The sequence below is a fragment of the Paludibacterium sp. B53371 genome (genome assembly GCF_018802765.1).
GTDB lineage: Bacteria > Pseudomonadota > Gammaproteobacteria > Burkholderiales > Chromobacteriaceae > Paludibacterium.
The window spans coordinates 651688-674903 of sequence record NZ_CP069163.1 but is presented as its reverse complement, the minus strand read 5'-3'; the positions used below and the strand labels follow the sequence as shown (position 1 = coordinate 674903).

The 23216-nt window shown below is 61.3% G+C and carries 22 protein-coding genes; 8 read left to right on the top strand and 14 right to left on the bottom strand.

Features of this window, described 5'->3' with window-relative positions; translation table 11 throughout:
• Positions 1-48 precede the first annotated feature (48 nt).
• Positions 49-1008, top strand: a complete 960-nt coding sequence (gene cysB / locus JNO51_RS03245; protein ID WP_215781304.1) for an HTH-type transcriptional regulator CysB — start codon at positions 49-51, stop codon at positions 1006-1008.
• A 66-nt stretch (positions 1009-1074) separates the two neighbouring features.
• On the opposite strand, the gene fabG is transcribed toward cysB, so the two are convergent.
• A complete protein-coding gene (fabG, locus tag JNO51_RS03240) occupies positions 1075-1815 on the bottom strand; it encodes a 3-oxoacyl-ACP reductase FabG (RefSeq protein WP_215781293.1) in 741 nt (246 codons plus the stop codon).
• A gap of 247 nt (positions 1816-2062) precedes the next feature.
• Positions 2063-3688 carry an ABC-F family ATPase gene (locus JNO51_RS03235; RefSeq protein WP_215781291.1) on the bottom strand — a complete coding sequence of 542 codons (1626 nt, stop codon included), beginning with the start codon at positions 3686-3688 and terminating at the stop codon, positions 2063-2065.
• A 167-nt stretch (positions 3689-3855) separates the two neighbouring features.
• Between JNO51_RS03235 and dapA the strand changes: the two genes are divergently transcribed.
• From dapA to JNO51_RS03220, 3 genes are all read left to right on the top strand, one after another.
• Positions 3856-4731: a 4-hydroxy-tetrahydrodipicolinate synthase gene (dapA, locus tag JNO51_RS03230; protein ID WP_215781288.1), complete on the top strand. Its 876-nt coding sequence runs from the start codon at positions 3856-3858 to the stop codon at positions 4729-4731.
• A 19-nt stretch (positions 4732-4750) separates the two neighbouring features.
• The gene (bamC, locus tag JNO51_RS03225) at positions 4751-5905 is read left to right on the top strand and encodes an outer membrane protein assembly factor BamC (protein WP_215781286.1); all 1155 of its coding nucleotides are present in this window, start codon (positions 4751-4753) and stop codon (positions 5903-5905) included.
• A gap of 957 nt (positions 5906-6862) precedes the next feature.
• Positions 6863-7348 (top strand): peptidylprolyl isomerase, encoded by a 486-nt coding sequence (locus tag JNO51_RS03220; RefSeq protein WP_215781283.1) that lies wholly within the window; start codon positions 6863-6865, stop codon positions 7346-7348.
• Between the two features lie 52 nt (positions 7349-7400).
• On the opposite strand, the gene prmC is transcribed toward JNO51_RS03220, so the two are convergent.
• The 4 genes from prmC to JNO51_RS03200 form a co-directional block, all read right to left on the bottom strand.
• Complete coding sequence (prmC, locus tag JNO51_RS03215) at positions 7401-8219, bottom strand: peptide chain release factor N(5)-glutamine methyltransferase (protein ID WP_215781281.1); 819 nt, start codon at positions 8217-8219, stop codon at positions 7401-7403.
• Between the two features lie 5 nt (positions 8220-8224).
• A complete protein-coding gene (mtgA, locus tag JNO51_RS03210; protein ID WP_215781279.1) occupies positions 8225-8911 on the bottom strand; it encodes a monofunctional biosynthetic peptidoglycan transglycosylase in 687 nt (228 codons plus the stop codon).
• 2 nt (positions 8912-8913) lie between these two features.
• Complete coding sequence (aroE, locus tag JNO51_RS03205) at positions 8914-9741, bottom strand: shikimate dehydrogenase (protein WP_215781276.1); 828 nt, start codon at positions 9739-9741, stop codon at positions 8914-8916.
• 74 nt (positions 9742-9815) lie between these two features.
• Complete coding sequence (locus tag JNO51_RS03200) at positions 9816-10268, bottom strand: rhodanese-like domain-containing protein (RefSeq protein ID WP_215781274.1); 453 nt, start codon at positions 10266-10268, stop codon at positions 9816-9818.
• Between the two features lie 283 nt (positions 10269-10551).
• Here JNO51_RS03200 and glnA point away from each other — a divergent pair, with 283 nt between their 5' ends.
• From glnA to ntrC, 3 genes are all read left to right on the top strand, one after another.
• Positions 10552-11970 (top strand): type I glutamate--ammonia ligase, encoded by a 1419-nt coding sequence (gene glnA / locus JNO51_RS03195; RefSeq protein ID WP_215781271.1) that lies wholly within the window; start codon positions 10552-10554, stop codon positions 11968-11970.
• 152 nt (positions 11971-12122) lie between these two features.
• The gene (glnL, locus tag JNO51_RS03190; protein ID WP_215781269.1) at positions 12123-13226 is read left to right on the top strand and encodes a nitrogen regulation protein NR(II); all 1104 of its coding nucleotides are present in this window, start codon (positions 12123-12125) and stop codon (positions 13224-13226) included.
• Between the two features lie 3 nt (positions 13227-13229).
• Positions 13230-14651 carry a nitrogen regulation protein NR(I) gene (gene ntrC / locus JNO51_RS03185; protein ID WP_215781267.1) on the top strand — a complete coding sequence of 474 codons (1422 nt, stop codon included), beginning with the start codon at positions 13230-13232 and terminating at the stop codon, positions 14649-14651.
• 73 nt (positions 14652-14724) lie between these two features.
• On the opposite strand, the gene JNO51_RS03180 is transcribed toward ntrC, so the two are convergent.
• From JNO51_RS03180 to JNO51_RS03165, 4 genes are all read right to left on the bottom strand, one after another.
• Complete coding sequence (locus JNO51_RS03180) at positions 14725-15081, bottom strand: hypothetical protein (protein ID WP_215781265.1); 357 nt, start codon at positions 15079-15081, stop codon at positions 14725-14727.
• 185 nt (positions 15082-15266) lie between these two features.
• Positions 15267-16676 (bottom strand): threonine synthase, encoded by a 1410-nt coding sequence (thrC, locus tag JNO51_RS03175; RefSeq protein WP_215781262.1) that lies wholly within the window; start codon positions 16674-16676, stop codon positions 15267-15269.
• A gap of 3 nt (positions 16677-16679) precedes the next feature.
• Complete coding sequence (locus JNO51_RS03170; protein ID WP_215781260.1) at positions 16680-17999, bottom strand: homoserine dehydrogenase; 1320 nt, start codon at positions 17997-17999, stop codon at positions 16680-16682.
• Between the two features lie 98 nt (positions 18000-18097).
• Positions 18098-19321, bottom strand: a complete 1224-nt coding sequence (locus JNO51_RS03165; protein WP_215781258.1) for a pyridoxal phosphate-dependent aminotransferase — start codon at positions 19319-19321, stop codon at positions 18098-18100.
• A 160-nt stretch (positions 19322-19481) separates the two neighbouring features.
• Between JNO51_RS03165 and JNO51_RS03160 the strand changes: the two genes are divergently transcribed.
• Positions 19482-19847, top strand: a complete 366-nt coding sequence (locus tag JNO51_RS03160) for an Mth938-like domain-containing protein (protein WP_215781255.1) — start codon at positions 19482-19484, stop codon at positions 19845-19847.
• 48 nt (positions 19848-19895) lie between these two features.
• On the opposite strand, the gene ubiB is transcribed toward JNO51_RS03160, so the two are convergent.
• The 4 genes from ubiB to ubiE are packed head-to-tail and all read right to left on the bottom strand — an operon-like array spanning position 19896 to position 23133.
• Positions 19896-21422, bottom strand: a complete 1527-nt coding sequence (gene ubiB, locus JNO51_RS03155; RefSeq protein WP_215781252.1) for a ubiquinone biosynthesis regulatory protein kinase UbiB — start codon at positions 21420-21422, stop codon at positions 19896-19898.
• Between the two features lie 5 nt (positions 21423-21427).
• Entirely contained in the window at positions 21428-22024 is a 597-nt protein-coding gene (locus JNO51_RS03150) for an SCP2 domain-containing protein (protein WP_215781250.1), read from the bottom strand.
• 16 nt (positions 22025-22040) lie between these two features.
• Complete coding sequence (locus tag JNO51_RS03145; protein WP_215781248.1) at positions 22041-22382, bottom strand: multidrug efflux SMR transporter; 342 nt, start codon at positions 22380-22382, stop codon at positions 22041-22043.
• A gap of 16 nt (positions 22383-22398) precedes the next feature.
• A complete protein-coding gene (gene ubiE / locus JNO51_RS03140; RefSeq protein WP_215781246.1) occupies positions 22399-23133 on the bottom strand; it encodes a bifunctional demethylmenaquinone methyltransferase/2-methoxy-6-polyprenyl-1,4-benzoquinol methylase UbiE in 735 nt (244 codons plus the stop codon).
• Positions 23134-23216: the final 83 nt, after the last annotated feature.

Below are 23216 nucleotides of genomic sequence, written 5' to 3'. Positions count from 1 at the left end.
ATTGTGTTAGTATTTAATTACTCCTGGTTTTAACAACAAGGTTCCCGCATGAAGCTGCAGCAGTTGCGTTATCTGGTGGAAGTGGCCAAACAGGGTCTGAATGTGTCGGAGGCGGCAGAAAAACTGCATACCTCGCAACCTGGCATCAGCAAACAAATCCGCTTGCTGGAGGATGAACTCGGTATTCAGATCTTCATCCGCAACGGCAAACGGGTAGTCGCGGTCTCCGACCCTGGCAAGGAGGTGCTGAAGATCTCCGAGCGCATTTTGCGCGAAGCCCAGAACCTCAAACGCGTCGGCGATGAATTCTCGCGCGAGGCCGAAGGCTCACTCACCGTGGCGACGACCCACACCCAGGCGCGCTACGCCCTGCCGGCAACCATCACCGCCTTCATGCAGCGCTATCCGGCCGTGCGTCTGTCGATCAAGCAAGGCAGCCCGACCCAGATCTGCGACATGGTCATCAGCGGCGAAGCCGACCTGGCGCTCGCCACCGAAGGGATCGCGCTGTACAAGGAACTGGCGATGCTGCCCTGCTACGAATGGAATCGTGGTGTGGTGGTCCCTGAAGGCCATCCCCTGCTGGCGCTGGATCATCCGATCACGCTGCAGGACATTGCACGCTATCCGATCATCACCTACGACTTTGCCTTCACCGGCCGCTCGAAAATCAACAAGGCCTTTGCCAGTCAGTCGCTGACGCCGACGGTGGTACTGACCGCCATCGACACCGACGTGATCAAGACCTATGTCGGATTGGGGCTGGGGATCGGCATTATTGCCAATATGGCTTTCGAGCCGGAGCGCGATACCGGCTTGCGCATCATTGATGCCAGCCATCTGTTCGAACCGTCCACCACCAAGGTGGGCATCCGCCGCGACGCTTACCTGCGCGGCTTTGCCTATACCTTCATCGAGCTGTTTGCCCCCCACCTGCACCGGCGCGAGGTCGAAGCGGCCCTGCTGGCCAGCGCCCATGAGGATGAGCTGGACGACGAAGAGGTCTGATGCTGCGGCAGCGAAAACCCAAAAGGCGTGGAAGCCCGCTTCCACGCCTTTTTCTCATGCCATGGCTTACAGCGTCAGGCCGCCCGTCACCTCGATGGCTGCGCCGTTGATGTAGCTGGCGTCATCGGAAGCCAGGAAGGCGTACACATTGGCGATCTCGGACGGCTGAGCCAGACGGCGCATCGGCACGCGCTCCTCCATGGCCTGGATGACCTTTTCCGGCATGGCGTTGAGGATGGGGGTGGCGACGAAGCCAGGGCATACGGCGTTGGCACGAATGCCCTTCTTGCCCAGCTCCTTGGCCCAGGTCTTGACGAAGCCAATCACACCGAACTTGGTGGCGGCATAATTGGTCTGGCCGAAGTTGCCATACAGGCCCACCACCGACGAGGCATTGAGGATCACCCCGCTGCCCTGCTCCACCATGGTGTCCACCACGGCGCGGGTGCAGTTGTAGACTCCCTTGAGGTTGATGTCGATGACCTGATCAAACTGATCATCGGTCATTTTGGTCAGTTGGGCATCCTTGACGATACCGGCATTATTCACCAGCACGTCGATACGACCGAAGCGCTGCTTGACGTCGGCAACCATGCTGGCGATTTCTGCCTTGTCGGTCACATTGACCCGGTAGGCGACGGCCTGACCACCGGCCGCCTTGAGCGACTCGGCGACCGCCTGAACGGCTTCGAGATTGACGTCACAGACGGCGACAATCGAGCCTTCCTGCACGAATTTCTCCGCGGTCGCCTTGCCGATGCCGCTGGCGGCGCCGGTAATGATCGATACTTTCCCTTGTAATTTCATGGTGCATCCTTCTTTGGCTGTGTTCTCCGAACGTCAGGCACAAAACCTGTCGTTTCCCAGTAAAGCGTTATTGTTATTGGGTCCTGATTTGCTCAGGTGTGGCAACCACGATATTGCAGTGCACAAAGCGCTAGACTGACTATAGACCAGCCTTTTGGGACGGTAAAGCCTAATTCTGTCACCAAAAATGATGCATTGCGCACAAAGAAACGGCCGCTTGCGCGGCCGTTTTTGCAAAGCATGAAGCTTACTCCAGACCGCGGCTGGCCAGGTAGTCTTCGTACTCACCGATGTAATGCTGATACCCGCCATTGCCATCCAGCTCGAGAATCTGCGTGGCCAGCGAGCCGACGAACTGACGGTCGTGCGACACGAAAATCAGCGTGCCCTTGTATTTTTCCAGCGCCATGTTGAGCGCCTCGATGGTTTCCATGTCCATGTGGTTGGTCGGCTCGTCCATGATCAGCACATTCGGCTTGGTCAGGATCATCTTGCCATACAGCATGCGGCCTTTCTCACCACCGGACAGCACCTTGACCGCCTTGGTCACGTCATCGCCCGAGAACAGCAGACGCCCCAGCGTCCCGCGGATCACCTGCTCGTCGTCGCCCTCCTGGCCCCAGTCGCGCATCCATTCGGACAGGGTGCGATCCGAGTCGAAATCGTTCTCGTGATCCTGCGGGTAGTAGCCGATCTGCGCCTTTTCCGCCCACTTGATGCTGCCCTGATCGGGGGTCACATCGCTCAGCGAAGCATCAAAGGCATTGGCCAGCATCTTGACCAGCGTCGACTTGCCGGCGCCGTTCGGGCCGATGATCGCCAGGCGCTGGCCGGCTTCCAGAATCAGGTCGAGCTTGTTGATCAGCGGCTTGTCGAAGGACTTCGACACTTCGCTCAGCTCCACGGCCTGACGGTGCAGCTTGTTCTTGTCCTCGACCTCGAAGCGGATGAACGGGCTCTGGCGCGAAGACGGCTTGACTTCGACCATGTCGGCCTTGAGCTTGTCGACCTGTTTCAACCGCGAAGTTGCCTGACGAGCCTTGGACTTGTTGGCCGAGAAGCGGGCCACGAATTCCTGCAGCTCCTGGATACGCTCCTTGGCCTTGGCATTGGACGACAGCTGACGTTCGCGCGCCTGGGTCGAGGCGATCATGTAGTCATCGTAATTGCCCGGATAGATGCGGATGGTGTTGTAGTCCAGGTCGGCCATGTGGGTGCAGACCGAGTTCAGGAAGTGTCGGTCGTGCGAAATGATGATCATGGTCGAGTTGCGCTCGTTGAGCACATGCTCCAGCCAACGAATGGTGTTGATGTCCAGGTTGTTGGTCGGTTCGTCGAGCAGCAGGATGTCCGGATCGGCAAACAGGGCCTGCGCCAGCAGCACGCGCAGCTTCCAGCCCGGCGCCACTTCGCTCATCGGACCGGTATGTTGCTCAACCGGAATGCCCACCCCCATCAGCAGCTCGCCGGCACGGGCTTCGGCGGTATAGCCGCCATACTCGGCAAACTTCGCCTCCAGCTCGGCGGCATGCATGTAGTCTTCGTCTGTGGCCTCGAGATTGGCATAGATGGCGTCACGTTCGCTCATCGCAGCCCACATTTCGGTATGCCCCATCATGACCACATCGATCACGCGCTGGTCTTCATAGGCAAACTGGTCCTGGCGCAGCTTGCCCAGACGCAGCCCGGTTTCGATGGCGACTTCGCCGCTGGTCTGCTCCAGATCGCCACCGAGGATTTTCATGAAAGTCGACTTGCCGCTACCGTTGGCGCCAATGAGGCCATAACGGTTGCCTTCACCAAATTTGACCGAAACCTTCTCGAACAACGGTTTCGCGCCAAACTGCATGGTAATGTTCTGTGTGGTAATCACGCTTGGATCCTTCAGCCTGTTAGCCGTAAGTATCGGGAAAAACGTGGGATTCTAGCACATTTGCCCCACTTTCCGGGCAAATAACAATTCAGAATCAGCCCTTCGACGCCGACGGGAATTCCGCTACAATCGGGCACTAACCTTTCTAGACCTATATAGGCAGATTTATGCTCACTGGTAGTCTGGTCGCGCTGGTCACCCCGATGCGGGAGGATGGTCAGGTCGATTTCGAGGCCCTGAAACGCCTGGTCGAGTTTCAGATTGAAAATGGCACCACGGGCATCGTGGCTGTCGGCACCACCGGAGAATCCCCCACCCTGACGCCAGACGAGCATCGCGCCGTCGTCGAAACCGTCGTCCGGCAGGCGGCGGGCCGGGTCAGCGTCATTGCCGGCGCTGGGGGCAATGCCACCGCCCACGCCGTGGAACTGGCGCGCACCATGCAGCAGACCGGTGCCGACATGCTGCTTTCCGTTGCGCCCTATTACAACAAGCCCTCGCAGGAAGGACTGTACCAGCACTTCCGCACCCTGGCCGAAGCCGTCTCCATCCCGGTCCTGCTCTATAACGTTCCGGGACGCACGGTGGCCGACCTGGCCAATGACACGGTGCTGCGGCTGGCCGAGATCGACAATATCGTCGGGCTCAAAGACGCCACCGGCAACATTGCCCGTCACTGCGACCTGACACGGCGCGCGCCGCAGGACTTTGCCCTGTACTCCGGCGAGGACAGCACCTCGCTGGCCTATCTGCTGTGCGGCGGTCACGGCGTGATTTCCGTCACGGCCAATGTGGCGCCGGCGCTGATGAGTCGCATGACACAGGCCGCCATCGCTGGAGATATTCCCCTGGCGCGCAGCTCTAATGATATGCTGCAGGGCTTGCATCACCGATTATTTATCGAGCCCAGTCCGGCGCCCAGCAAATGGGCACTGAGCAGGCTGGGACTGATAGAAAACGGCATCCGCCTGCCGCTGATGCCACTGACCGAAGCCAGCCAGGTGCTGGTCGAGGCCGCCATGAAACAAGCTGAAGTCATCTAACCCCAAGATGGGAGCTCGCATGAAACGAACCGCGCCTGCCGCGATTCTGCTGGCAACCGGCCTGATCGCAGGTTGCAGCACCAGTGAACCGCTTAGCCAGAAAGCCAACTTCGAGTCAGTCGTCCCCGCAAAAGCAGCCGACAGCGGGCTGGAAGTCCCGCCGGATCTGACTGCGCCGCAAGCCCAGGACAAGTATTCGATCCCGGGCAGCGGCTCGGCCTCGGCCAGCCAGATGCCCAAACCCGCGGCACCGGCCGGCGTCACCGCCAGCACGGCCAGCGACAACACGGTTGCGGTCAGCGTCGACAAGGTCCGCATGATGCGCGCCGGCACGCAGCGCTGGCTGGTGGTCGGCGACAAGACGCCGGCACAGCTGTGGCCCTTGCTCAAGGCCTTCTGGCAAGACAGCGGCTTTACGATCAAGACGGAAGAGCCGGATATCGGCGTGATGGAAACCGACTGGGCGGAAAACCGCGCCAAGCTGCCGAACGACGGCATCCGCGTCCTGCTCGACAAAGTCGGCCTGGGCGGCATCTACTCCACCTCGCAACGCGACATGTTCCGCATTCGCCTGGAAAAGGGCGAAAATGGCAGCACCGAGGTGTACTTCTCGCATCGCGGGCTGGACGAGGTCTACTCCGACAAGGACAAGACCCAGACCGTCTGGCAGCCGCGCCCCGTCGATCCGGAGCTGGAAGCCGAAATGCTCGGCCGCTTCATGATGCGCCTCGGCATGACTGAAGAGCAGGCCAAGGCAACACTGAAGCAGGTCACTGCACCGGTTCAGGCGCAAACCAATCCGATCAGCAATGGCACCCTGACCATCGGCGACAGCTTCGACCGCGCCTGGCGCCGTGTCGGCCTGGCCCTGGACCGCGTCGGCATGGTGGTCGCTGACCGCGACCGCTCGCAAGGCATCTACTTCGTCAAACCGGCCAAGAGCGATCTGGATCAGAAGGACAAGGACAGCAGCGGTGGCTTCTGGTCCGGCCTGGCCTTCTGGCACAGCAGCACCCCGCAGCCGCTGCTCAGCGACGACGGCAACATGCAGGTCCGGGTCAAGGAAAGCACGCCGGGCAGCACCAGCATCACCATTACCGACAAGCAGGGCAAGGTACTGGAAGATGCCGCGGCCAAGTCGGCGCTGCTCAAGCTGCAGGCCGAACTGCAATAAGACGGTCGGCACAAAAAAAAGCCCACGAACAATTCGTGGGCTTTTTTATTTACCCGATGATTTCACCAGGCAAATAAAAAACCGGCTCGAAGCCGGTTTTTTATTACTACTCAAGTTCCGCTTACTTAGCAGCGGAAGCAGCCGGAGCGGAAGCAGCCGGTGCAGAGGCTTCCGGAGCGGAAGCAGCCGGAGCGGAAGCGGCCGGAGCGGAGGCAGCAGCCGGAGCGGATGCGTCAGCAGCAGGAGCTTCGTCTTTCTTACCGCAAGCGGTCAGAGCTACAGCCAGCAGGGCAGCAACGAGGAGCGACTGTTTCATTTTTTCTTTACCTTTGAAGATAAGTTGAACAAGACGTCAGTTTAATCGCAGCCATCTAAACGATGGGAACGGCTGAAAATCCTTCAGTGCGCAAATTGTAGCACGAAAAAAAAGACTGCATAGAGTGCAATACGTCCAAAAATACAACGAATGCGACTAAAGTTTATTGCAAAGCAACAATACAGTCAAAACGGAGGACACGAGGTCCTTCGTAACGTTTTCGAACCGCCGACGTGCGCAATTACGAACAGATTTTGTTGTTATTGTGCTACAAATTCACGAGAATGCCAAGACCAAATATGCGTAAATCCTTTTCCTCGGCATAAAACCCACCCGATAGCCGGTGGTATTTTGGAAAAGCGCGATCCACGCAAAGTGTTGCCATCAGGCGACACCGCAAGGGTGAGCGCCTTCTAATAAGCTCACGATGGATTCGCTGGCGGACAGAAATCAAACTTGGTGTTGCCCTCTTCCGGGTGGAATGAAACCAATCAATAAAGTCAGAATCGGCACGTCATTCGGCTTCCCGCACCGAATGGTTTACAATGCCGACAAACGCGCTACACTTGCGCCACTATCTTGTCGGCCGATGACCGCCATCTCACCGTCAAGCCTTTTTACCTCCTGCACGGATCACTTTCATGCAAATCGCCAAAAATACTGTCGTGACCATCCATTACGAGATGTTCGACGCCGACAACAACCTGCTCGACAAGACCGAAGAGCCGATCAGCTATCTGCACGGTGGCTATGACGGTATTTTCCCGCTGGTTGAGGAAGCGCTGCATGGCAAGGACGTCGGCGAATCGGTTGATGTGAAGCTGGCGCCGGATGATGCCTTCGGCGAACCGGAAGAAGAATTGATCCGCGTCGAAGCCCTCGACGTGTTCCCGACCGACGTCGAAGTCGGCATGATGTTCGAAGCCGATGATCCGGAAAGCGGCGAAATCCTGCTGTTCCGTGTCACCGACATCGCTGACGGCAAGGCCGTGGTAGATGCCAACCACCCGCTGGCCGGCATGACCATTCGCTTCGCCGCCAAGGTGGTTGAAGTCCGCCCGGCCACCGAAGACGAAATCGGTCATGGCCACGCCCATGGCGCGCACGGTCATCACCACGAGCACTAAGCCGCACAGGCCGTCGACGTAAAAAAACCCGCCTAACGGCGGGTTTTTTGTTTCAGCAGCGACGACCGAGGGTAACCCGGTCCAGGCCGGCCAGATCCGGCAAGGTTTCAACCTGCTGCAGCCCCTGCGCAAGAAACAGGGCCCTGACCGCCTCGCCCTGATCATAGCCATGCTCGACCATCAGCCATCCCCCCGGCTGCAGGCGGGAGGGAGCCCCGGCAGCAATGGCGCGCAGACAAGACAGTCCATCGGCACCATCCGTCAGCGCCATACGCGGCTCGAAGCGCACATCGCCCTCGCCCAGGTGATGATCCTGTGCCGCAATATAGGGCGGATTGGACACGATCAAGTCAAAACACGCTGACGACGCCAGCGGCTCAAACCAGGAGCCCTGATGAAAACGGACCGTCGCCTGCAGGCGCTCGGCATTTCCCCGTGCCACCGCCAGGGCGTCCGGCGACAGATCTACCGCCGTCACCTGCCATTGCGGGGCCTCCAGAGCCAGGGTCACGGCAATCGCGCCGCTGCCACAGCCAAGATCCAGCACCTGCGCCGGGCCGCGCCCCTGACGCGCCAGCGCTGCCTCCACCAGATGTTCGGTTTCCGGACGCGGGATCAGCACGGACGGCGAAACCGCAAAAGGTCGACCGTAAAACTCGCGCTGCCCCAGCAGATAGGCCAGCGGCTCCCCGTCCACACGCCGCTGCGCCAGCCGGCAGAATGCCGCATAGACGCCCGACTGCAGCTCATGCTCCGGATAAGCGACGATGCGGGCATGGGTCAGATCCGGCACGACATGCATCAACAACAGACGGGACTCAAGGCGCGGCAGCGCAAAAGCGCGCAGCGCCGAAGCAATGGTAGGCGTCATCAGGGTCATTCCGGCAGATCGGCGTACGGCATGCGCCGCAGAATAATGCGCGTCTTGCGCCCCAGTCCGGGCGCATTGCGGTGCTCGTCGTAGTAACGCGGGTTGGGTACCATGGCCGCCAGCTTGGCGGCCTGGCCAGCGCTGAGCCGTGCCGCCGAAGTATGGAAGTAATAGCGCGCAGCCGCCTGGGCACCAAACACGCCATTGCCCCATTCAATCACATTCAGGTAGATCTCGAAGATACGGCGCTTGTCCATCACGGCCTCCAGCATCACCGTGATCAGCGCCTCCTCGGCCTTGCGCCAGGGCGTGCGCTTGTCGGAGAGAAACAGATTCTTCGCCAGTTGCTGGCTAATGGTCGAGCCACCGGCCACAATACGCCCCTTTTTCAGGTTTTTCTCGAAGGCCGTTTCGATGCCATCCCAGTCGAAACCGACGTGATCGACAAAATTGGCGTCTTCCGCGGCAATCAGGGCACGTTTGAGGTTGGGCGAGATCTGTTCGTAGGCCACCCACTGCTGACGCAGCTCGGCCTCGGGATCGTCTTCCTGCAGCTTGGCCAGCTGCTCGTTCATGAAGGCGCTGGCCGACGGGTTATGGCTGCGCCAGTAAACGATATGGCCGAAGATCCACAGGTTATATAAGGCAAAGGCGGTCACCAGGACCGCCAGCAGCTTGCTGAACCAGCGCATCGTCAGGCCAGCAATTCGCGCAGCATATTCGTCACCTTGCGCGTTTCCGGCTTGACGCCATGCCAGATATGGAAGGATTCCGCGGCCTGCTCGACCAGCATGCCCAGGCCATCGGCCAGCATGCCGGCATTTTCCGACTGGGCGCGCTGCAGGAACAGCGTCAGACCACTGCTGTATACCATGTCATAGGCCAGCGAGCGGGTGGTGAAAATACCGTGCGGGATCGGCGGCAGCTCGTTGTGCAGGCTGGTGGAGGTGCCATTGATCACAATGTCGAAATGCTGCCCGGCCAGTTGCTCATAGGCGGAGGCGGCACAGCGCCCCAGACCGAGCGCCTCGAAATGGTGCACCAGTGCCTCGGCCTTGATCAGGGTACGATTGGCAATGGTGACCGAGGCCGGTTTTTCCTGCAGGACAGGCCCGAGCACGCCGCGCACGGCACCACCGGCACCAAGAATCAGCACGCGCTTGCCTGCGATGGGGAAATCCAGGTTTTCCACGATGTCCCGCACCAGCCCCACGCCATCGGTGTTGTCGCCGAACACCTTGCCGTCGCGGAAGGTCAGGGTGTTGACAGCCTCGGCGGCACGCGCACGCTCGGACAGCTCGGTCGCCAGACGATAGGCGTCCCCCTTGAACGGCAAGGTCACATTCAGACCACAGCCCCCGGTTTTGACGAAGGCAGCGACCACATCGGCAAAACGGTCGGTGGCAGCCTGCAAGCGCTCATAGCGTATCGACCGGTTTTCGGCCCGGGCGAATTCGGCATGAATGAAAGGCGACTGGCTATGGTCTACGGGGTTACCGATGACGGCGTAACGTTCGGTCATGATCTGCTTTCTGGAAATCCGTTTACTGCGGTTGTCCGCTACTTTAGCCGCGACAGCCTCATGCATCAACACATTCAACCCTGTACCCAGGGCAAGCCATGCTTTTTCCAGCCATTGAGGTGGCCACGCTGGCTCATGCCATCCTTATCCCCCTCAAAGCCTTCCAGCACGTTATAGACCGCGGCGAACCCGGTCCCCTGCACCACACGTGCGGCCTCATCCGAGCGCGCACCGCTGCGGCACATCAGCATCACCGTCGCCTCCGGTGCGACACGGGCCTGCAACTGGGCGAGAAACTGGCCGTTGAGCTGCATGCCGGGATAACTGCGCCACTCGACACAGACGGCATTCGGCACCATGCCGACAAACTGCCACTCGGCAGCACTGCGCACATCCACCAACACCGCACCCGGCAAGTGCTGCATCAGGTACCAGGCTTCCTCCGGCAGCAGCGCCCCCTGATACGGCGCCCCCATGGCGGCGGCTCGCCCGGCGGCCTGTTGCAAAATTGTCTGAACCTGATCCATCACAGACTCCCCGCTCAGCGGTCAAAAATATGACGTCTTGATTATCCGTTGCAGGCGCAGACAAGGCAATGCCTGTTCACTCGGGCCGGATATGCATCATTTTGGTGCATAAAATCGGGGACAGCACTAAAATGGGTCGGCCAGTATCATGACGTACGCGTATCCAGCACGCCCTACAAGGATTTACCGTCCGGAAAAGGGTTGGCACGCTTCATGCTAGACAGTGTCCAGCAACCATTTCAGGCATCACCTTGAAGCAAGTAGCCCAATTTAGGAGATCAACATGGCGGTAGCAGACGTAGTGAAACTGATCCAGGAAAACGACGTGAAGTTTGTTGACCTGCGCTTTACCGACACGCGCGGCAAGGAACAACACGTATCCATTCCGGCACATGTCCTGACCGAAGATGCTGAAGCCTGGTTTGAACGCGGCCATGCGTTCGACGGCTCGTCGATCGCCGGCTGGAAGGGCATTCAGGCCTCCGACATGCTGCTGATGGCCGATCCGGCCACTGCCAAGATCGATCCGTTCTTCGACGAAGCCACCGTCATCATGAGCTGCGACGTGGTCGACCCGGCCGATGGCAAGGGCTATGACCGCTGTCCGCGTTCCATCGCCAAGCGCGCCGAAGCCTACCTGAAGGCCACCGGCATTGGCGATACCGCCTACTTCGGCCCGGAACCGGAATTCTTCATTTTCGACTCGGTCACCTGGGGTGCCGACATGTCCGGCTGCTTCGTCAAGATCGAGTCGGAAGAAGGTGCCTGGGCCTCGGCCCAGCAGTTCGAAGGTGGCAACACCGGCCACCGCCCGGGCATCAAGGGCGGCTACTTCCCGGTACCGCCGGTCGACTCCGCTCAGGACATCCGTTCGGCCATGGTGCTGCTGCTGGAAGAGCTGGGCGTACCGGTCGAAGTCCACCACCACGAAGTGGCCACCGGCGGCCAGAACGAAATCGGGACCAAGTTCTCCACGCTGACCCAGCGCGCCGACTGGACCCAGATCCTCAAATATGTGGTGCATAACGTGGCGCACAGCTACGGCAAGACCGCCACCTTCATGCCGAAGCCGATCGTCGGCGACAATGGCTCGGGCATGCACGTGCATCAGTCGATCTGGAAAGACGGTCAGAACACCTTCGCCGGTGACGGTTATGCCGGCCTGTCCGATACCGCCCTGTACTACATCGGCGGCATCATCAAGCACGCCAAGGCACTGAACGCCATCGCCAACCCGGGCACCAACTCGTACAAGCGTCTGGTTCCGCACTACGAAGCCCCGGTGAAGCTGGCCTACTCGGCCAAGAACCGCTCGGCCTCGATCCGCATTCCGCACGTGGCCAGCCCCAAGGCCCGTCGTATCGAAGCCCGTTTCCCGGATCCGCTGGCCAACCCGTACCTGCTGTTCTCGGCACTGCTGATGGCCGGTCTGGACGGCATCCAGAACAAGATCCACCCGGGCGACCCGGCCGACAAGAACCTGTACGATCTGCCGCCGGAAGAAGACAAGCTGATCCCGACCGTCTGCGCCTCGCTGGACGAAGCGCTGGATGCCCTGGACAAGGATCGCGAGTTCCTGACCCGCGGCGGCGTATTCAGCAACGAGTGGATTGATGCCTACATCGAGCTGAAGATGCAGGAAGTCAACCTGGCGCGCATGACCACGCACCCGGTTGAATTCTCGATGTACTACAGCCTGTAATTGTGCCGAACCGCGCCCGGGGTGCGGTCTGGAAAACCCGCTCTCCCGTGAGGGAAGCGGGTTTTTTTCCGGGCCCCCGCCAGAGCGCACCAAAACAGTGCATACTGAATCATGCCAATGGATTTCGTGCCCCAAGCTGACAAGAGCCTGTCATGACCGGAACAGAAAACACGCCGCCCGGCTTTGCCGGACTCGAACTACTCGACACCCCGGTGCTGATCGTGCGCCGCGATGGTGAATTGGTGTTTGCCAATCCGGCCAGTGAAAACCTGCTCGGTCTGGGACGGCGCGAACTCATGCGTCATCACCTCGCCGAGCTGTTCCTGCCCTGTGAGGCACTGCAGCAGGCACTGGCCACCGCCTTTGCCCACAATGCCAGCTATATCGAACACGACCTGGAGCTGGTCACGGCGCAAGGCGCCCAGCCTCTGCATCTGGCCCTGTCGGTGACGCCAATCGATCAGGGAGAGGGACTGGCGCTGATCGAGCTGCGCTCGCTCGACCAGCAGCTGCGCATCGTCAATGAAGAACGGCGTCTGCTGCAGCATCAGGCCAACCGCGAGCTGATCCGCAACCTGGCGCACGAGATCAAGAACCCGCTCGGCGGCATCCGCGGCGCGGCGCAACTGCTGGAACACGAGCTGCAGGACCGGCCAGAACTGAAGGAATACACCGAAGTCATCAAGGAAGAGGCCCTGCGGCTGCAATCTCTGGTTGACCGCATGCTGGCGCCGCATCGGCGCCATGTTGTCAGCGAGGTCAACATTCACGAGGTCCTGGAGCGCGTGCGCAGCATCGCCCTGGCCGAGTATCCACAAGGCCTGACCATGCAGCGCGACTACGATGTCAGCCTGCCGATGCTGGTGGCCGACAAGGAACAATTGATCCAGGTGGTGCTGAATATCGTCAAGAACGCCATCCAGGCCATGAAGGGTCAGGGCCGGGTCATCCTGCGCACCCGCGTGGCACGCCAGGCCACCCTGGCACGCAAGCGGCACCACCTGGCACTGAAATTGCAAATCATCGATGACGGCCCCGGCATTCCGGAAGACATCCGCGACCACCTGTTCTACCCGCTAGTGACCGGTCGTGCCGAAGGCACCGGCCTGGGGCTGACCCTGGCTCAGGCCTATGTGCACCAGCACGGTGGCAGCATCGAGTTCGATTCACGGCCGGGACAAACCTGCTTTACCGTCATGCTGCCCTTCAAACAAGAACAAACACTCGCCAACGCACCTGGCGCGCAAGGAGACTGAACGATGCCGGTCTGGATCATCGACGACGACAAAGCCATTCGCTGGGTCCTGGAAAAAGCCCTGGCCCGCAGCGCCATCGACTACCGCAGCTTTGCCAGCGCCGACGACGCGCTCAATGCCCTGGAGGACGAACAGCCGCGCGTCATCATCTCCGATATCCGCATGCCCGGCACCGACGGGCTGAAATTTCTCACCCGGGTCAAGGAGCGCCATCCGCAACTGCCGGTCATCATCATGACCGCACATGCCGACCTCGACTCGGCGGTTTCCGCATTCCAGGGGGGGGCCTTTGAGTACCTGCCCAAACCCTTTGACATCGATCAGGCGGTCGAACTGATCGAACGCGCGCTGGCCGAGTCGGGCCAGCATGACGACACCCCTGCCCCGCAAGCCGCGCTGCCGGTACTACTGGGTCAGGCACCGGCCATGCAGGATGTTTTCCGCGCCATCGGCCGCCTGTCGCAATCCACCGTCACGGTGTTGATTACCGGCGAGTCCGGGACGGGCAAGGAACGGGTTGCCGAGGCCCTGCACCTGCACTCGGTGCGTGCCGGTCGCCCGTTCATCGCCCTGAATACCGCCGCCATCCCGAAGGATCTGCTGGAAAGCGAACTGTTCGGCCACGAGAAGGGGGCCTTCACCGGCGCCCAGGCCACCCGTCGCGGACGTTTCGAAGAGGCGGAGGGCGGCACGCTGTTTCTCGACGAAATCGGCGACATGCCGACCGAATTGCAGACCCGCCTGCTGCGCGTCCTGTCCGACGGCCACTTCTACCGGGTGGGGGGCCACACCCCGATCAAAGCCAATGTGCGCGTGATTGCGGCCACACACCAGCACCTGGAGGAACGGGTGCGCAATGGCCAGTTCCGCGAAGACCTGTTCCACCGTCTCAACGTGATCCGCCTGCGTCTGCCGCCCTTGCGCGAACGCAGCGAGGATATCCCGCTGCTGACGCAGCACTTTCTGGCGCGCAGCGCAGCCAGCCTGGGCGTGGAAAGCAAGCGGCTGAGCCCGGCGGCCATGCAGTGCATCGTCGATTACGACTTCCCGGGCAATGTGCGCCAGCTGGAAAACCTCTGTCAGTGGATCACCGTCATGGCTCCCGGCCAGACCGTTGAAGTCTCGGATCTGCCGCCAGAGCTAAAGAATCCGGCCTCGACGGTCGCCACGGCAGACATGCCCGAGCTGCCGGCCGCCAGCCAGTCCGCCCAGGAGGCGGACTGGCTCAAGGGACTGTCGGCGGAAATCAGCCGCCGTCTGGCAGCAGGGGAAACCGGCATCATCGATGACCTGACCAGTCGTTTCGAAGCCTGCTGCATTCTTTCTGCACTGGGACACACCGCCGGGCGCAAGATCGAGGCCGCCCAGTTGCTCGGCTGGGGACGTAATACCCTGACGCGCAAAATCCAGGAACTGGGCTTGTAAGTCTGTCTACCGGGCGGGCGGCATGATATCCGGGGCAGACTGGCCCCGGATTGGCGCGAGGATTCGGACGTGACTAGTGACTCAGGCCGACCCAGAGATGATCCAGCATGGCGAGGATCAGCTCGTTCATGGCCTGATCGGGCTTCGCCGCGCTGGTCACGAACGACAACTGGGAGAAGGCAAAGATGCAGGCGCCGATCTCATCGTACGGAATCTCGCGGAAATGCTTTTCTCCCCTCTGCATGGCCTCACTCATCAGCGCACGAAAGCTGGCCAGTGTACCGGGACAAGTGCTCTCCAGCCACGCCATGGCCTCCTCCAGCTGCCCGGGTGTGCAGGCAAACGGTAGACGTCCCGTCGCCGGGTCATTCCGATCGGTTTGTGAGTCGGTCAGAGGGGTGTCGTGACCGAGGGGCTTCTGCTGCGACATGGCCTGTACTCCGGTTAGGAAACGGCCCATTAAATCCACGTCCACAGTCCTGGTCAAAAGGGCACGGTCAGAGAAAAGCGCGGAATGGTGATGTATCAACAAGCGCCGTCAGCAAATATCCGGTGATCTGACAAAAAAAGAGCCAGCCCGGGCGGGGCTGGCTCATCGGCTATTCGACGATCCGATCAGGAATGCGCTTCGATCACCTGCTTGACGGCGGCGACATCGGCCGGCAGCACGGTGAAGCGCTGCGGCAGATCCTCCAGCCCCTCGAACCCGGCCGGACGCGGCGGATCCTGATCGAGTGCCTCACGGATGGTTTCGGCAAACTTGGCCGGCAAGGCCGTTTCCAGGCAGACCACGGTCTCGCCGGTACGGCGCAGTTCGCGCGCCACCTTGACCCCGTCGGCTGTATGCGGATCCAGCACCTGACCATCCTGCCCGGCCACCTGGCGAATCGTCGCCAGCCGGTCGTCATGTGTGCTGTGACCCGAGGCGAAACCGAAGCGGGTCGCCACTTCGGAGAACAGCGGATCATCGCCCAGGTCGAAACCGCGGCCGTTGTCGACCTTGGCCCACAGTGACTTGAGCATGGCCGGGTTGCGCCCAACCAGTTCGAACACGAAGCGTTCGAAGTTGGAGGCCTTGGAAATATCCATCGACGGGCTGGAAGTCACCCGGGTTTCGGCACTGCCGCGCGGACGGTAGCGACCGGTGCGGAAGAACTCGTCCAGCACGTCGTTTTCATTGGTGGCCACCAGCAGACGACCAATCGGCAAACCCATCTGGCGCGCGATATGACCGGCGCAGACATTGCCGAAGTTGCCCGAGGGCACGCAGAAGCTGACCCGTTCGCCGATCTGGCCCGCTGCCGCGAAATAGCCCTTGAAGTAGTACACCACCTGGGCCACCACCCGCGCCCAGTTGATCGAGTTGACCGTGCCGATGGCATGGGCCGACTTGAAGGCCGCGTCGTTGGAAACCGCCTTGACGATGTCCTGACAGTCGTCAAACATGCCCTCGATCGCCAGGTTATGGATGTTCTCATCCTGCAGCGAGAACATCTGCGCGCGCTGGAAGGCACTCATTTTGCCGTGCGGCGACAGCATGAACACCTGGATGTTCTGCCGGCCGCGCATGGCATATTCGGCTGCACTGCCGGTGTCGCCGGAGGTAGCCCCCAGAATGTTCAGCTGCTGACCGCGCTGCACCAGCACGTACTCGAACAGGTTGCCCAGCAACTGCATGGCCATGTCCTTGAAGGCCAGCGTCGGCCCGTTGGACAGCCCCTGCACCCACAGCCCGTCCGACAGCTGCCGCAGCGGGGTGATCTCGTCGCTGCCAAACACCTCCGGCCGGTAGGTACGATGAACGATGGCACGCAGGTCATCGCTCGGGATGTCGTCGGCGAACAGGCGAATGATCTCGAACGCCAGCTCGGCATAGGACAACTCGCGCCAGGCGGCCAGCGTGGCCAGATCGATGCGCGGATAATGCGAAGGCATCACCAGTCCGCCATCCGGCGCCAGCCCCATCAGCAGGATGTCGCAGAAGCGCGAGGGTGCCAGGCCGCCACGGGTGCTGATATAGTCCATCGCTTACTCCTGTCCGGCTGTCAGTTCTTCCATGCGCAGCCGCACCACCGGGCCCGCTACGCTATCCAGATCCTCGATGGCGGCAATCGCGTGATTGACGTACTTTTCCTTGACGCGATGAGTCAGGATCACCACTTCAGCCGCGCCATCATGGCTGCAGCCCTTCTGGATCACCGCCTCGATCGAAATCGCATCCTCGGCCAGGATGCGGGTAATGTTGGCCAGCACCCCGGCACGGTCGATGGCCTGGATACGCAGATAGTACGAGCTGACCACCTCATCGATCGGCAGGATGGGCAGATCATGCAGCTGATCCGGCTGGAAGGCCATCAGCGGTACATGGTGCTCCGGATCGGCGGCCAGCAGACGGGTCACGTCAACAATATCGGCCACCACGGCCGAGGCCGTCGGCAGCGCGCCGGCACCGGCACCGTAGTACAGCGTCGGACCGGCGGCATCACAATTGACCAGCACGGCATTCTTGACGCCGTTGACGTTGGCGATCAGCCGACTTTCCGGAATCAGCGTCGGATGCACGCGCAGCTCGATGCCATCGTCGGTGCGGCGGGTCAGCCCCAGCAGCTTGACGCGGTAGCCCAGCTCCTCGGCATAGCTGATGTCTTTGGCGGTCAGCTGGCTGATGCCCTCGAGGTAGCACTTGCTGAACTGCATCGGAATACCGAAGGCGATCGAGGCCATGATGGTCAGCTTGTGACCGGCATCATGTCCTTCGATATCGAAGGTCGGATCGGCCTCGGCATAGCCCAGCCGCTGGGCATCGGCCAGCGCATCGGCGAAGCTGGTGCCCTTCTCGCGCATTTCGCTCAGGATGTAGTTGGCGGTGCCGTTGATGATGCCGGCGATCCACTCGACCCGGTTGGCTGCCAGGCTCTCGCGCAGCGCCTTGATGATGGGCACGCCCCCGGCCACAGCGGCCTCGAAGGCCACGATGACGCCTTTCTCCTGGGCGCGGGCGAAGATCTCGTTGCCATACTCGGCGATCAGCTTCTTGTTGGCGGTCACTACATGTTTGCCGTTATCAATGGCCTTGAACACCAGTTCGCGGGCGATGGTGGTGCCACCGATCAGCTCGACCACGATGTCGACGTCCGGATGGTTGACGATCTGGAAGGCATCGTCGACCACGATGACCTCGGGACCAACATGGTCACGCGCACGCTGGGTGTCGCGGTTGGCCGCCATGAACAGGCGGATGCGCCGGCCGGCCCGACGGCTGATTTCTTCGGCGTTGCGTTTGAGAACGGTGGCGGTACCGCCGCCCACCGTGCCCACCCCCATCAGGCCGATATTGATTGGTTTCATTCCTTGCTTCTCCACAGTAGTGATCTCGATCGTCCGTTATTTTTTATATGACGGGACGCTTGCGCGTCCCGTGGTCAAGGCGTTGAGACAAAGCGATGTCAGGCGTGGCGCATGCGATAGCCGTCCAGGAAGCGCTCGATGCGGTCCATGGCCTGATTCAGGTCATCCGTATTGGGCAGGAACACCACACGGAAGTGATCCGGGTTGATCCAGTTGAAGCCGGTACCCTGCACCAGCAGTACATGCTGCTCGCGCAGCAGCTCCAGGATGAACTGCTGGTCATCGGCAATCGGATACAGCTTGGGATCGAGGCGCGGGAACAGGTACAGCGCTCCTTTCGGCTTGACGCAGCTCACCCCCGGGATGGCGGTCAGACGCTCCCAGGCCAGATCGCGCTGACGACACAGGCGCCCGGTCGGCAGAACCAGATCATTGATGCTCTGATAGCCGCCCAGCGCGGTCTGAATGGCATATTGCCCCTGGACGTTCGAACACAGACGCATCGAGGCCAGCATGTTCAGCCCCTCGATATAGTCGCGCGCCGCCTGCTTCTCGCCCGACACCACCATCCAGCCGACACGGAAACCGGCAGCCCGGTAGTTCTTCGACAAGCCGTTCAGGGTGATGCACAGCACATCCGGTGCCAGCGAGGCGATCGAGGTATGCGAGGCCTCGTCATACAGCACCTTGTCGTAGATTTCATCGGCATAGATGATCAGCTGGTGCTGTCGTGCCAGCTCGACGATCTGCGCCAGCAGCGCAGGCGGATACACCGCCCCGGTGGGGTTGTTGGGATTGATGACCACGATGGCGCGGGTATTGGGCGTGATCTTGGCGCGCATGTCCTCGATATCGGGGAACCAGCCGGCCTGCTCGTCGCACAGATAGTGCACGGCGCGACCGCCCGCCAGGCTGATGGCCGCGGTCCACAACGGATAGTCCGGCGCCGGCACCAGCACTTCGTCGCCAGCGTCCAGCAGACCCTGCATGGCCATCACGATCAGTTCGGACACGCCATTGCCGATATAGATGTCATCCATGCTGACATTCGGCAATTGCTTTTCCTGGGCGTAGTGCATGATCGCCTTGCGCGCGGCGAACAGGCCGCGCGAATCGGAATAGCCGGACGCATCCTGCAGGTTGGCAATGACGTCCTCGATGATCTCGTCCGGCGCGAAAAACCCGAACGGGGCCGGATTGCCGATATTCAGCTTGAGAATGCGATGGCCTTCATCTTCCATCCGCTTGGCATGGTCAAGCACCGGGCCGCGAATGTCGTAACAGACGTTGGCGAGTTTCTGCGATTTTTTGACTGGCTGCATGGCGATCTACTTGTTTTTGCGCGCTTCTCTCCTGCCGAGCGCTTGGTCCTGATAGTCTCTTTGTCCCCCGGCATCCGGCTAGCCAGCGCCCGGGGTCGAGTTATAATCCTATCCTAAACGCGCAAGCGCGGGCACATTAATTTTCTGACGGAAAATCAGCATGAAACTGCATCAGGCAGCGGCGCCGGGCCGCAATTTGATCACGGCCTACGAGACCGGTCGCATCCGCATCAATCAGGATTACTTCAGCGGCAATCTGATCATCACCCCGGACAGCATCGTGCCCTGGCAGGCCGACAGCTTTGAATCGCTGAGCCCGGCAGACTTCGAGGCGCTGCTGGCCTTCGAGCCGGAAGTGGTATTGTTCGGCAGCGGCGAAAAGCTGCGCTTTCCGCATCCGCGGCTGTCTGCCGCCCTGGCGGAGGCCCGCATCGGCATGGAGGTGATGGACACCCAGGCGGCTTGCCGCAGCTTCAACATTCTGATGGCGGAAGACCGCCGGGTGGTGATGGCGGTATTGGGGTAAGCGGGCGCCCGGAGACGGAGATACCGGGCGCACACCGCAGAGGGGGCCTTAGAGAAAGCCCTTGAGCAGCAAGGCCACCAGCAGGATGGCAATCAGCGTCAGCAGGAAGTTCTGCCGCTTCTGCTCTTTCATCAGCAGGACATAGCTTTGCACCAGCAGATCCTGGGTCCGGCCGCCGAGGGCGTCGTTCAGCCTGCGCGGCAAGGCCGGGAGGGTGGTCGCCCATTGCGGGGCCTCATTCTTCAGCGCCCGGACAAAACCACGCCAGCCGATCTGCTCGTTCATCCACTTGGTGAGGAAGGGCTTGGCGGTATCCCACAGATTGAGATCGGGATCAAGCTGACGCCCCAGCCCCTCGATATTCAGCAGGGTCTTTTGCAGCAACACCAGCTGCGGCTGGATTTCGACATTGAAGCGCCGGCTGGTTTCGAACAGCCGCAGCAGCACCAGGCCGAAGGAAATCTGCGACAGCGGCTTCTCGAAGAAGGGCTCGCAGACCGTGCGCACTGCCGCCTCCAGTTCTTCCGGACGGGTATCGGCCGGCACCCAGCCGGACTCGATATGCGCCGTCGCCACCCGGTGATAGTCACGATTGAAGAACGCCAGGAAGTTGATCGCCAGATAGTGCTTGTCGACTTCGGTCAGACTGCCGACGATACCGAAATCCAGCGCGATATAGCGCCCGTCCGCGGCGACAAAGATATTGCCGGGATGCATGTCGGCATGAAAAAACCCGTGACGGAACACCTGGGTAAAGAAGATCTCCACCCCGAAGCGCGACAGTTTTTTCAGATCAACACCATCGGCACGCAACCTGTCGATCTGACCGATGGGCGTGCCGCGCATCCATTCCAGCGTCAGGACATCGCGCGCGGTGTAGTCATAGAACACTTCAGGCACCAGCAGCTTGTCCGAATCCTGGAAATTGCGCCGCAGCTGCGAGGCATTGGCCGCCTCGTGCATCATGTCCAGTTCGTCATGCAGGTATTTGTCGAACTCGGCCACCACCTCGCCCGGCTTGAGGCGCTTGCCATCGGGGAAGCCAGCCTCAACGATGCGCGCCAGGGTACGCATCAGGGCCAGGTCTTGTTCGATCACCGGCTGGATGCCAGGACGCAGCACCTTGATGGCCACTTCGCGCCCGCGACGGCCATCGGCCTCGCGCAGCCAGGCATGGTGCACCTGCGCCACCGAGGCACTGGCCACCGGCACATCGTCAAACGCCAAATAAACCGCTTCCAGCGGTCGCCCCAGGCTGCGCTCGATGACCTGACGCGCCAGCGCGCCGTCAAAAGGCGGCACCTTGTCCTGCAGCTTGGCCAGTTCGTCGGCGAAGTCCGCTGGCAGCAGATCCCGCCGCGTCGACAGCACCTGCCCGAACTTGACGAACACCGGTCCCAGGCTCTCCAGCGCCAGACGCAGCCGCACCGGCAGGGTCTGACCGCGCTGACGCGGCAAGGGCAGAACGCGGCAAAGTGCATGCAGCCATTTCAGCCGCGAGTGGCCGCGAAAGAAATCGTCGAGTCCGAAACGGTAAAAGGTGGCAAAAATCTTGTAGGCGCGCGCTATCCGCATGTTGTTCAGGCCGGCTGCGCCGGCTCGCTCCGAGACAGGCTTGCGGCTTCCAGCCGGGCCAGACGTTTTTCCAGACGGGCGGCATCGTCGCGCAAGGTATCGACGGCCGTCACAAATTGTTCCACATCACGCCGACGGGCCAGCAGGGGCGCTTCCTCGCGCAACTGTTCCACCCAGCTCTCCAGCAGGCGCGAGCCGACCTGCTGGCTGAAGTCCGCGGCCTGCAGCGCCCAGCCCTCCAGCCGGTGTGCCGCCACATCGCCGACCACGCGAGACAGGTCTTCGACCGGCAACCAGCGCAGACTGCCGATCAGATGGCCGAAACGCTGAGCCAGCTGGGCATCGCCATGCAGCTGCAGATCCGCAAAATCCGGAGTTCGCCCGCGCCACTGCGCTACCAGTGCCGCCAGTGGCCTGACCGCAACGATGGCCTCCGGTTCGCCTTCGCTGGCGGCCAGCCAGCCTTCGTCGGTGATGACCCCGGCCACGCTCAGCGGCGGCAGCTGCAGAGCCACGCGCCGGCCGGCCAGTTCGGCCAGTTGCGCACGCACCGCCGGGTGCTGGTTGAGGACGTGATTGAACAGGGCCAGTGCAGGTTGCATGAAAACGCCTCCGCGCTCAGGCTGCCGACTTGACGGCAAAACTGAGCATGATCACACCGATCGTCACAAACACGATGCCGGCCACTTTCAGCAAGGTCAGGCTTTCGCCATAGGCGATCACCCCGACGGCCGCGACGACCGCCATGCCGACACCGCACCAGACGGCATACACCAGACCGAGCTCCAGCCGCTGCATGACGCGTGCCAGCAGCCAGAAAGACAGGGCATAACCGATCACCACCACCAGCGAGGGCCAGAAGCGCGTGAAGCCCTGCGCCATCTTGAGCGAACTGGTGGCCGTGACTTCCGCGGCGATGGCGCCGGCCAGCATCAGCCAGCTGCTCAGGTTGGAACTCATGCCGTCTCCCCGTGGATCAGAACTTGTAGCCCTTGTGCAGGGCAACGACACCACCGGTCATGTTGTGGTAGTCGACCTTGCCGAAGCCGGCATCCAGCATCATCTGGCGCAAGGTATCCTGGTCGGGATGCATGCGGATCGATTCGGCCAGATAGCGATAGCTGTCGGCATCGTTGGCCACCAGCTTGCCCATCAGCGGCAGGGCCTTGAAGGAATAAAGGTCATACAGCGGCGACAGCGGCTTCCAGACCTTGGAAAACTCCAGCACCAGCAGCTTGCCGCCCGGTTTGAGCACGCGGCACATTTCCGCCAGCGCCAGATCCTTGTGGGTCATGTTGCGCAGGCCGAAAGCCACCGACACGCAGTCGAAATAATGGTCTGGGAACGGCAGTTTCTCGGCATCGGCCAGCGCCACCGGCAGCACCATGCCGGCATCCAGCAGGCGATCGCGGCCAACGGTCAGCATGGAGCTGTTGATGTCGGTCAGCCAGACCTCGCCTTCCTTGCCGACCCGTTCGGCCCAGCCGCGCGCCAGGTCGCCGGTCCCGCCGGCGATATCCAGAACCCGGTCGCCACGACGCACGCCGGAGGTGGTCAGGGTGAAGTGTTTCCAGATGCGATGCATGCCGCCGGACATCAGGTCGTTCATCACGTCGTACTTCTGCGCAACGGAATGAAAGACCTCGGCGACTTTCTGCGCCTTGTCGCTTTCAGCGACCGTCTTGAAGCCGAAATGCGTGGTTTTGTCCATATGCCGCCTTCCCTATTGTGTCGTCCGCACGTGCTGTGCCGTGCCCGATGCGTATCGGAGCCGGGCCCCTGCCGGGGGCCGGT

Coding starts and splice junctions, on each gene's coding strand:
- cysB (WP_215781304.1), top strand. CDS start 49: ATGAAGCTGCAGCAGTTGCGTTATCTGGTGGAAGTGGCCAAACAGGGT.
- fabG (WP_215781293.1), bottom strand. CDS start 1,815: ATGAAATTACAAGGGAAAGTATCGATCATTACCGGCGCCGCCAGCGGC.
- dapA (WP_215781288.1), top strand. CDS start 3,856: ATGCTCACTGGTAGTCTGGTCGCGCTGGTCACCCCGATGCGGGAGGAT.
- bamC (WP_215781286.1), top strand. CDS start 4,751: ATGAAACGAACCGCGCCTGCCGCGATTCTGCTGGCAACCGGCCTGATC.
- JNO51_RS03220 (WP_215781283.1), top strand. CDS start 6,863: ATGCAAATCGCCAAAAATACTGTCGTGACCATCCATTACGAGATGTTC.
- prmC (WP_215781281.1), bottom strand. CDS start 8,219: ATGACGCCTACCATTGCTTCGGCGCTGCGCGCTTTTGCGCTGCCGCGC.
- mtgA (WP_215781279.1), bottom strand. CDS start 8,911: ATGCGCTGGTTCAGCAAGCTGCTGGCGGTCCTGGTGACCGCCTTTGCC.
- aroE (WP_215781276.1), bottom strand. CDS start 9,741: ATGACCGAACGTTACGCCGTCATCGGTAACCCCGTAGACCATAGCCAG.
- JNO51_RS03200 (WP_215781274.1), bottom strand. CDS start 10,268: ATGGATCAGGTTCAGACAATTTTGCAACAGGCCGCCGGGCGAGCCGCC.
- glnA (WP_215781271.1), top strand. CDS start 10,552: ATGGCGGTAGCAGACGTAGTGAAACTGATCCAGGAAAACGACGTGAAG.
- glnL (WP_215781269.1), top strand. CDS start 12,123: ATGACCGGAACAGAAAACACGCCGCCCGGCTTTGCCGGACTCGAACTA.
- ntrC (WP_215781267.1), top strand. CDS start 13,230: ATGCCGGTCTGGATCATCGACGACGACAAAGCCATTCGCTGGGTCCTG.
- JNO51_RS03180 (WP_215781265.1), bottom strand. CDS start 15,081: ATGTCGCAGCAGAAGCCCCTCGGTCACGACACCCCTCTGACCGACTCA.
- thrC (WP_215781262.1), bottom strand. CDS start 16,676: ATGGACTATATCAGCACCCGTGGCGGCCTGGCACCCTCGCGCTTCTGC.
- JNO51_RS03170 (WP_215781260.1), bottom strand. CDS start 17,999: ATGAAACCAATCAATATCGGCCTGATGGGGGTGGGCACGGTGGGCGGC.
- JNO51_RS03165 (WP_215781258.1), bottom strand. CDS start 19,321: ATGCAGCCAGTCAAAAAATCGCAGAAACTCGCCAACGTCTGTTACGAC.
- JNO51_RS03160 (WP_215781255.1), top strand. CDS start 19,482: ATGAAACTGCATCAGGCAGCGGCGCCGGGCCGCAATTTGATCACGGCC.
- ubiB (WP_215781252.1), bottom strand. CDS start 21,422: ATGCGGATAGCGCGCGCCTACAAGATTTTTGCCACCTTTTACCGTTTC.
- JNO51_RS03150 (WP_215781250.1), bottom strand. CDS start 22,024: ATGCAACCTGCACTGGCCCTGTTCAATCACGTCCTCAACCAGCACCCG.
- JNO51_RS03145 (WP_215781248.1), bottom strand. CDS start 22,382: ATGAGTTCCAACCTGAGCAGCTGGCTGATGCTGGCCGGCGCCATCGCC.
- ubiE (WP_215781246.1), bottom strand. CDS start 23,133: ATGGACAAAACCACGCATTTCGGCTTCAAGACGGTCGCTGAAAGCGAC.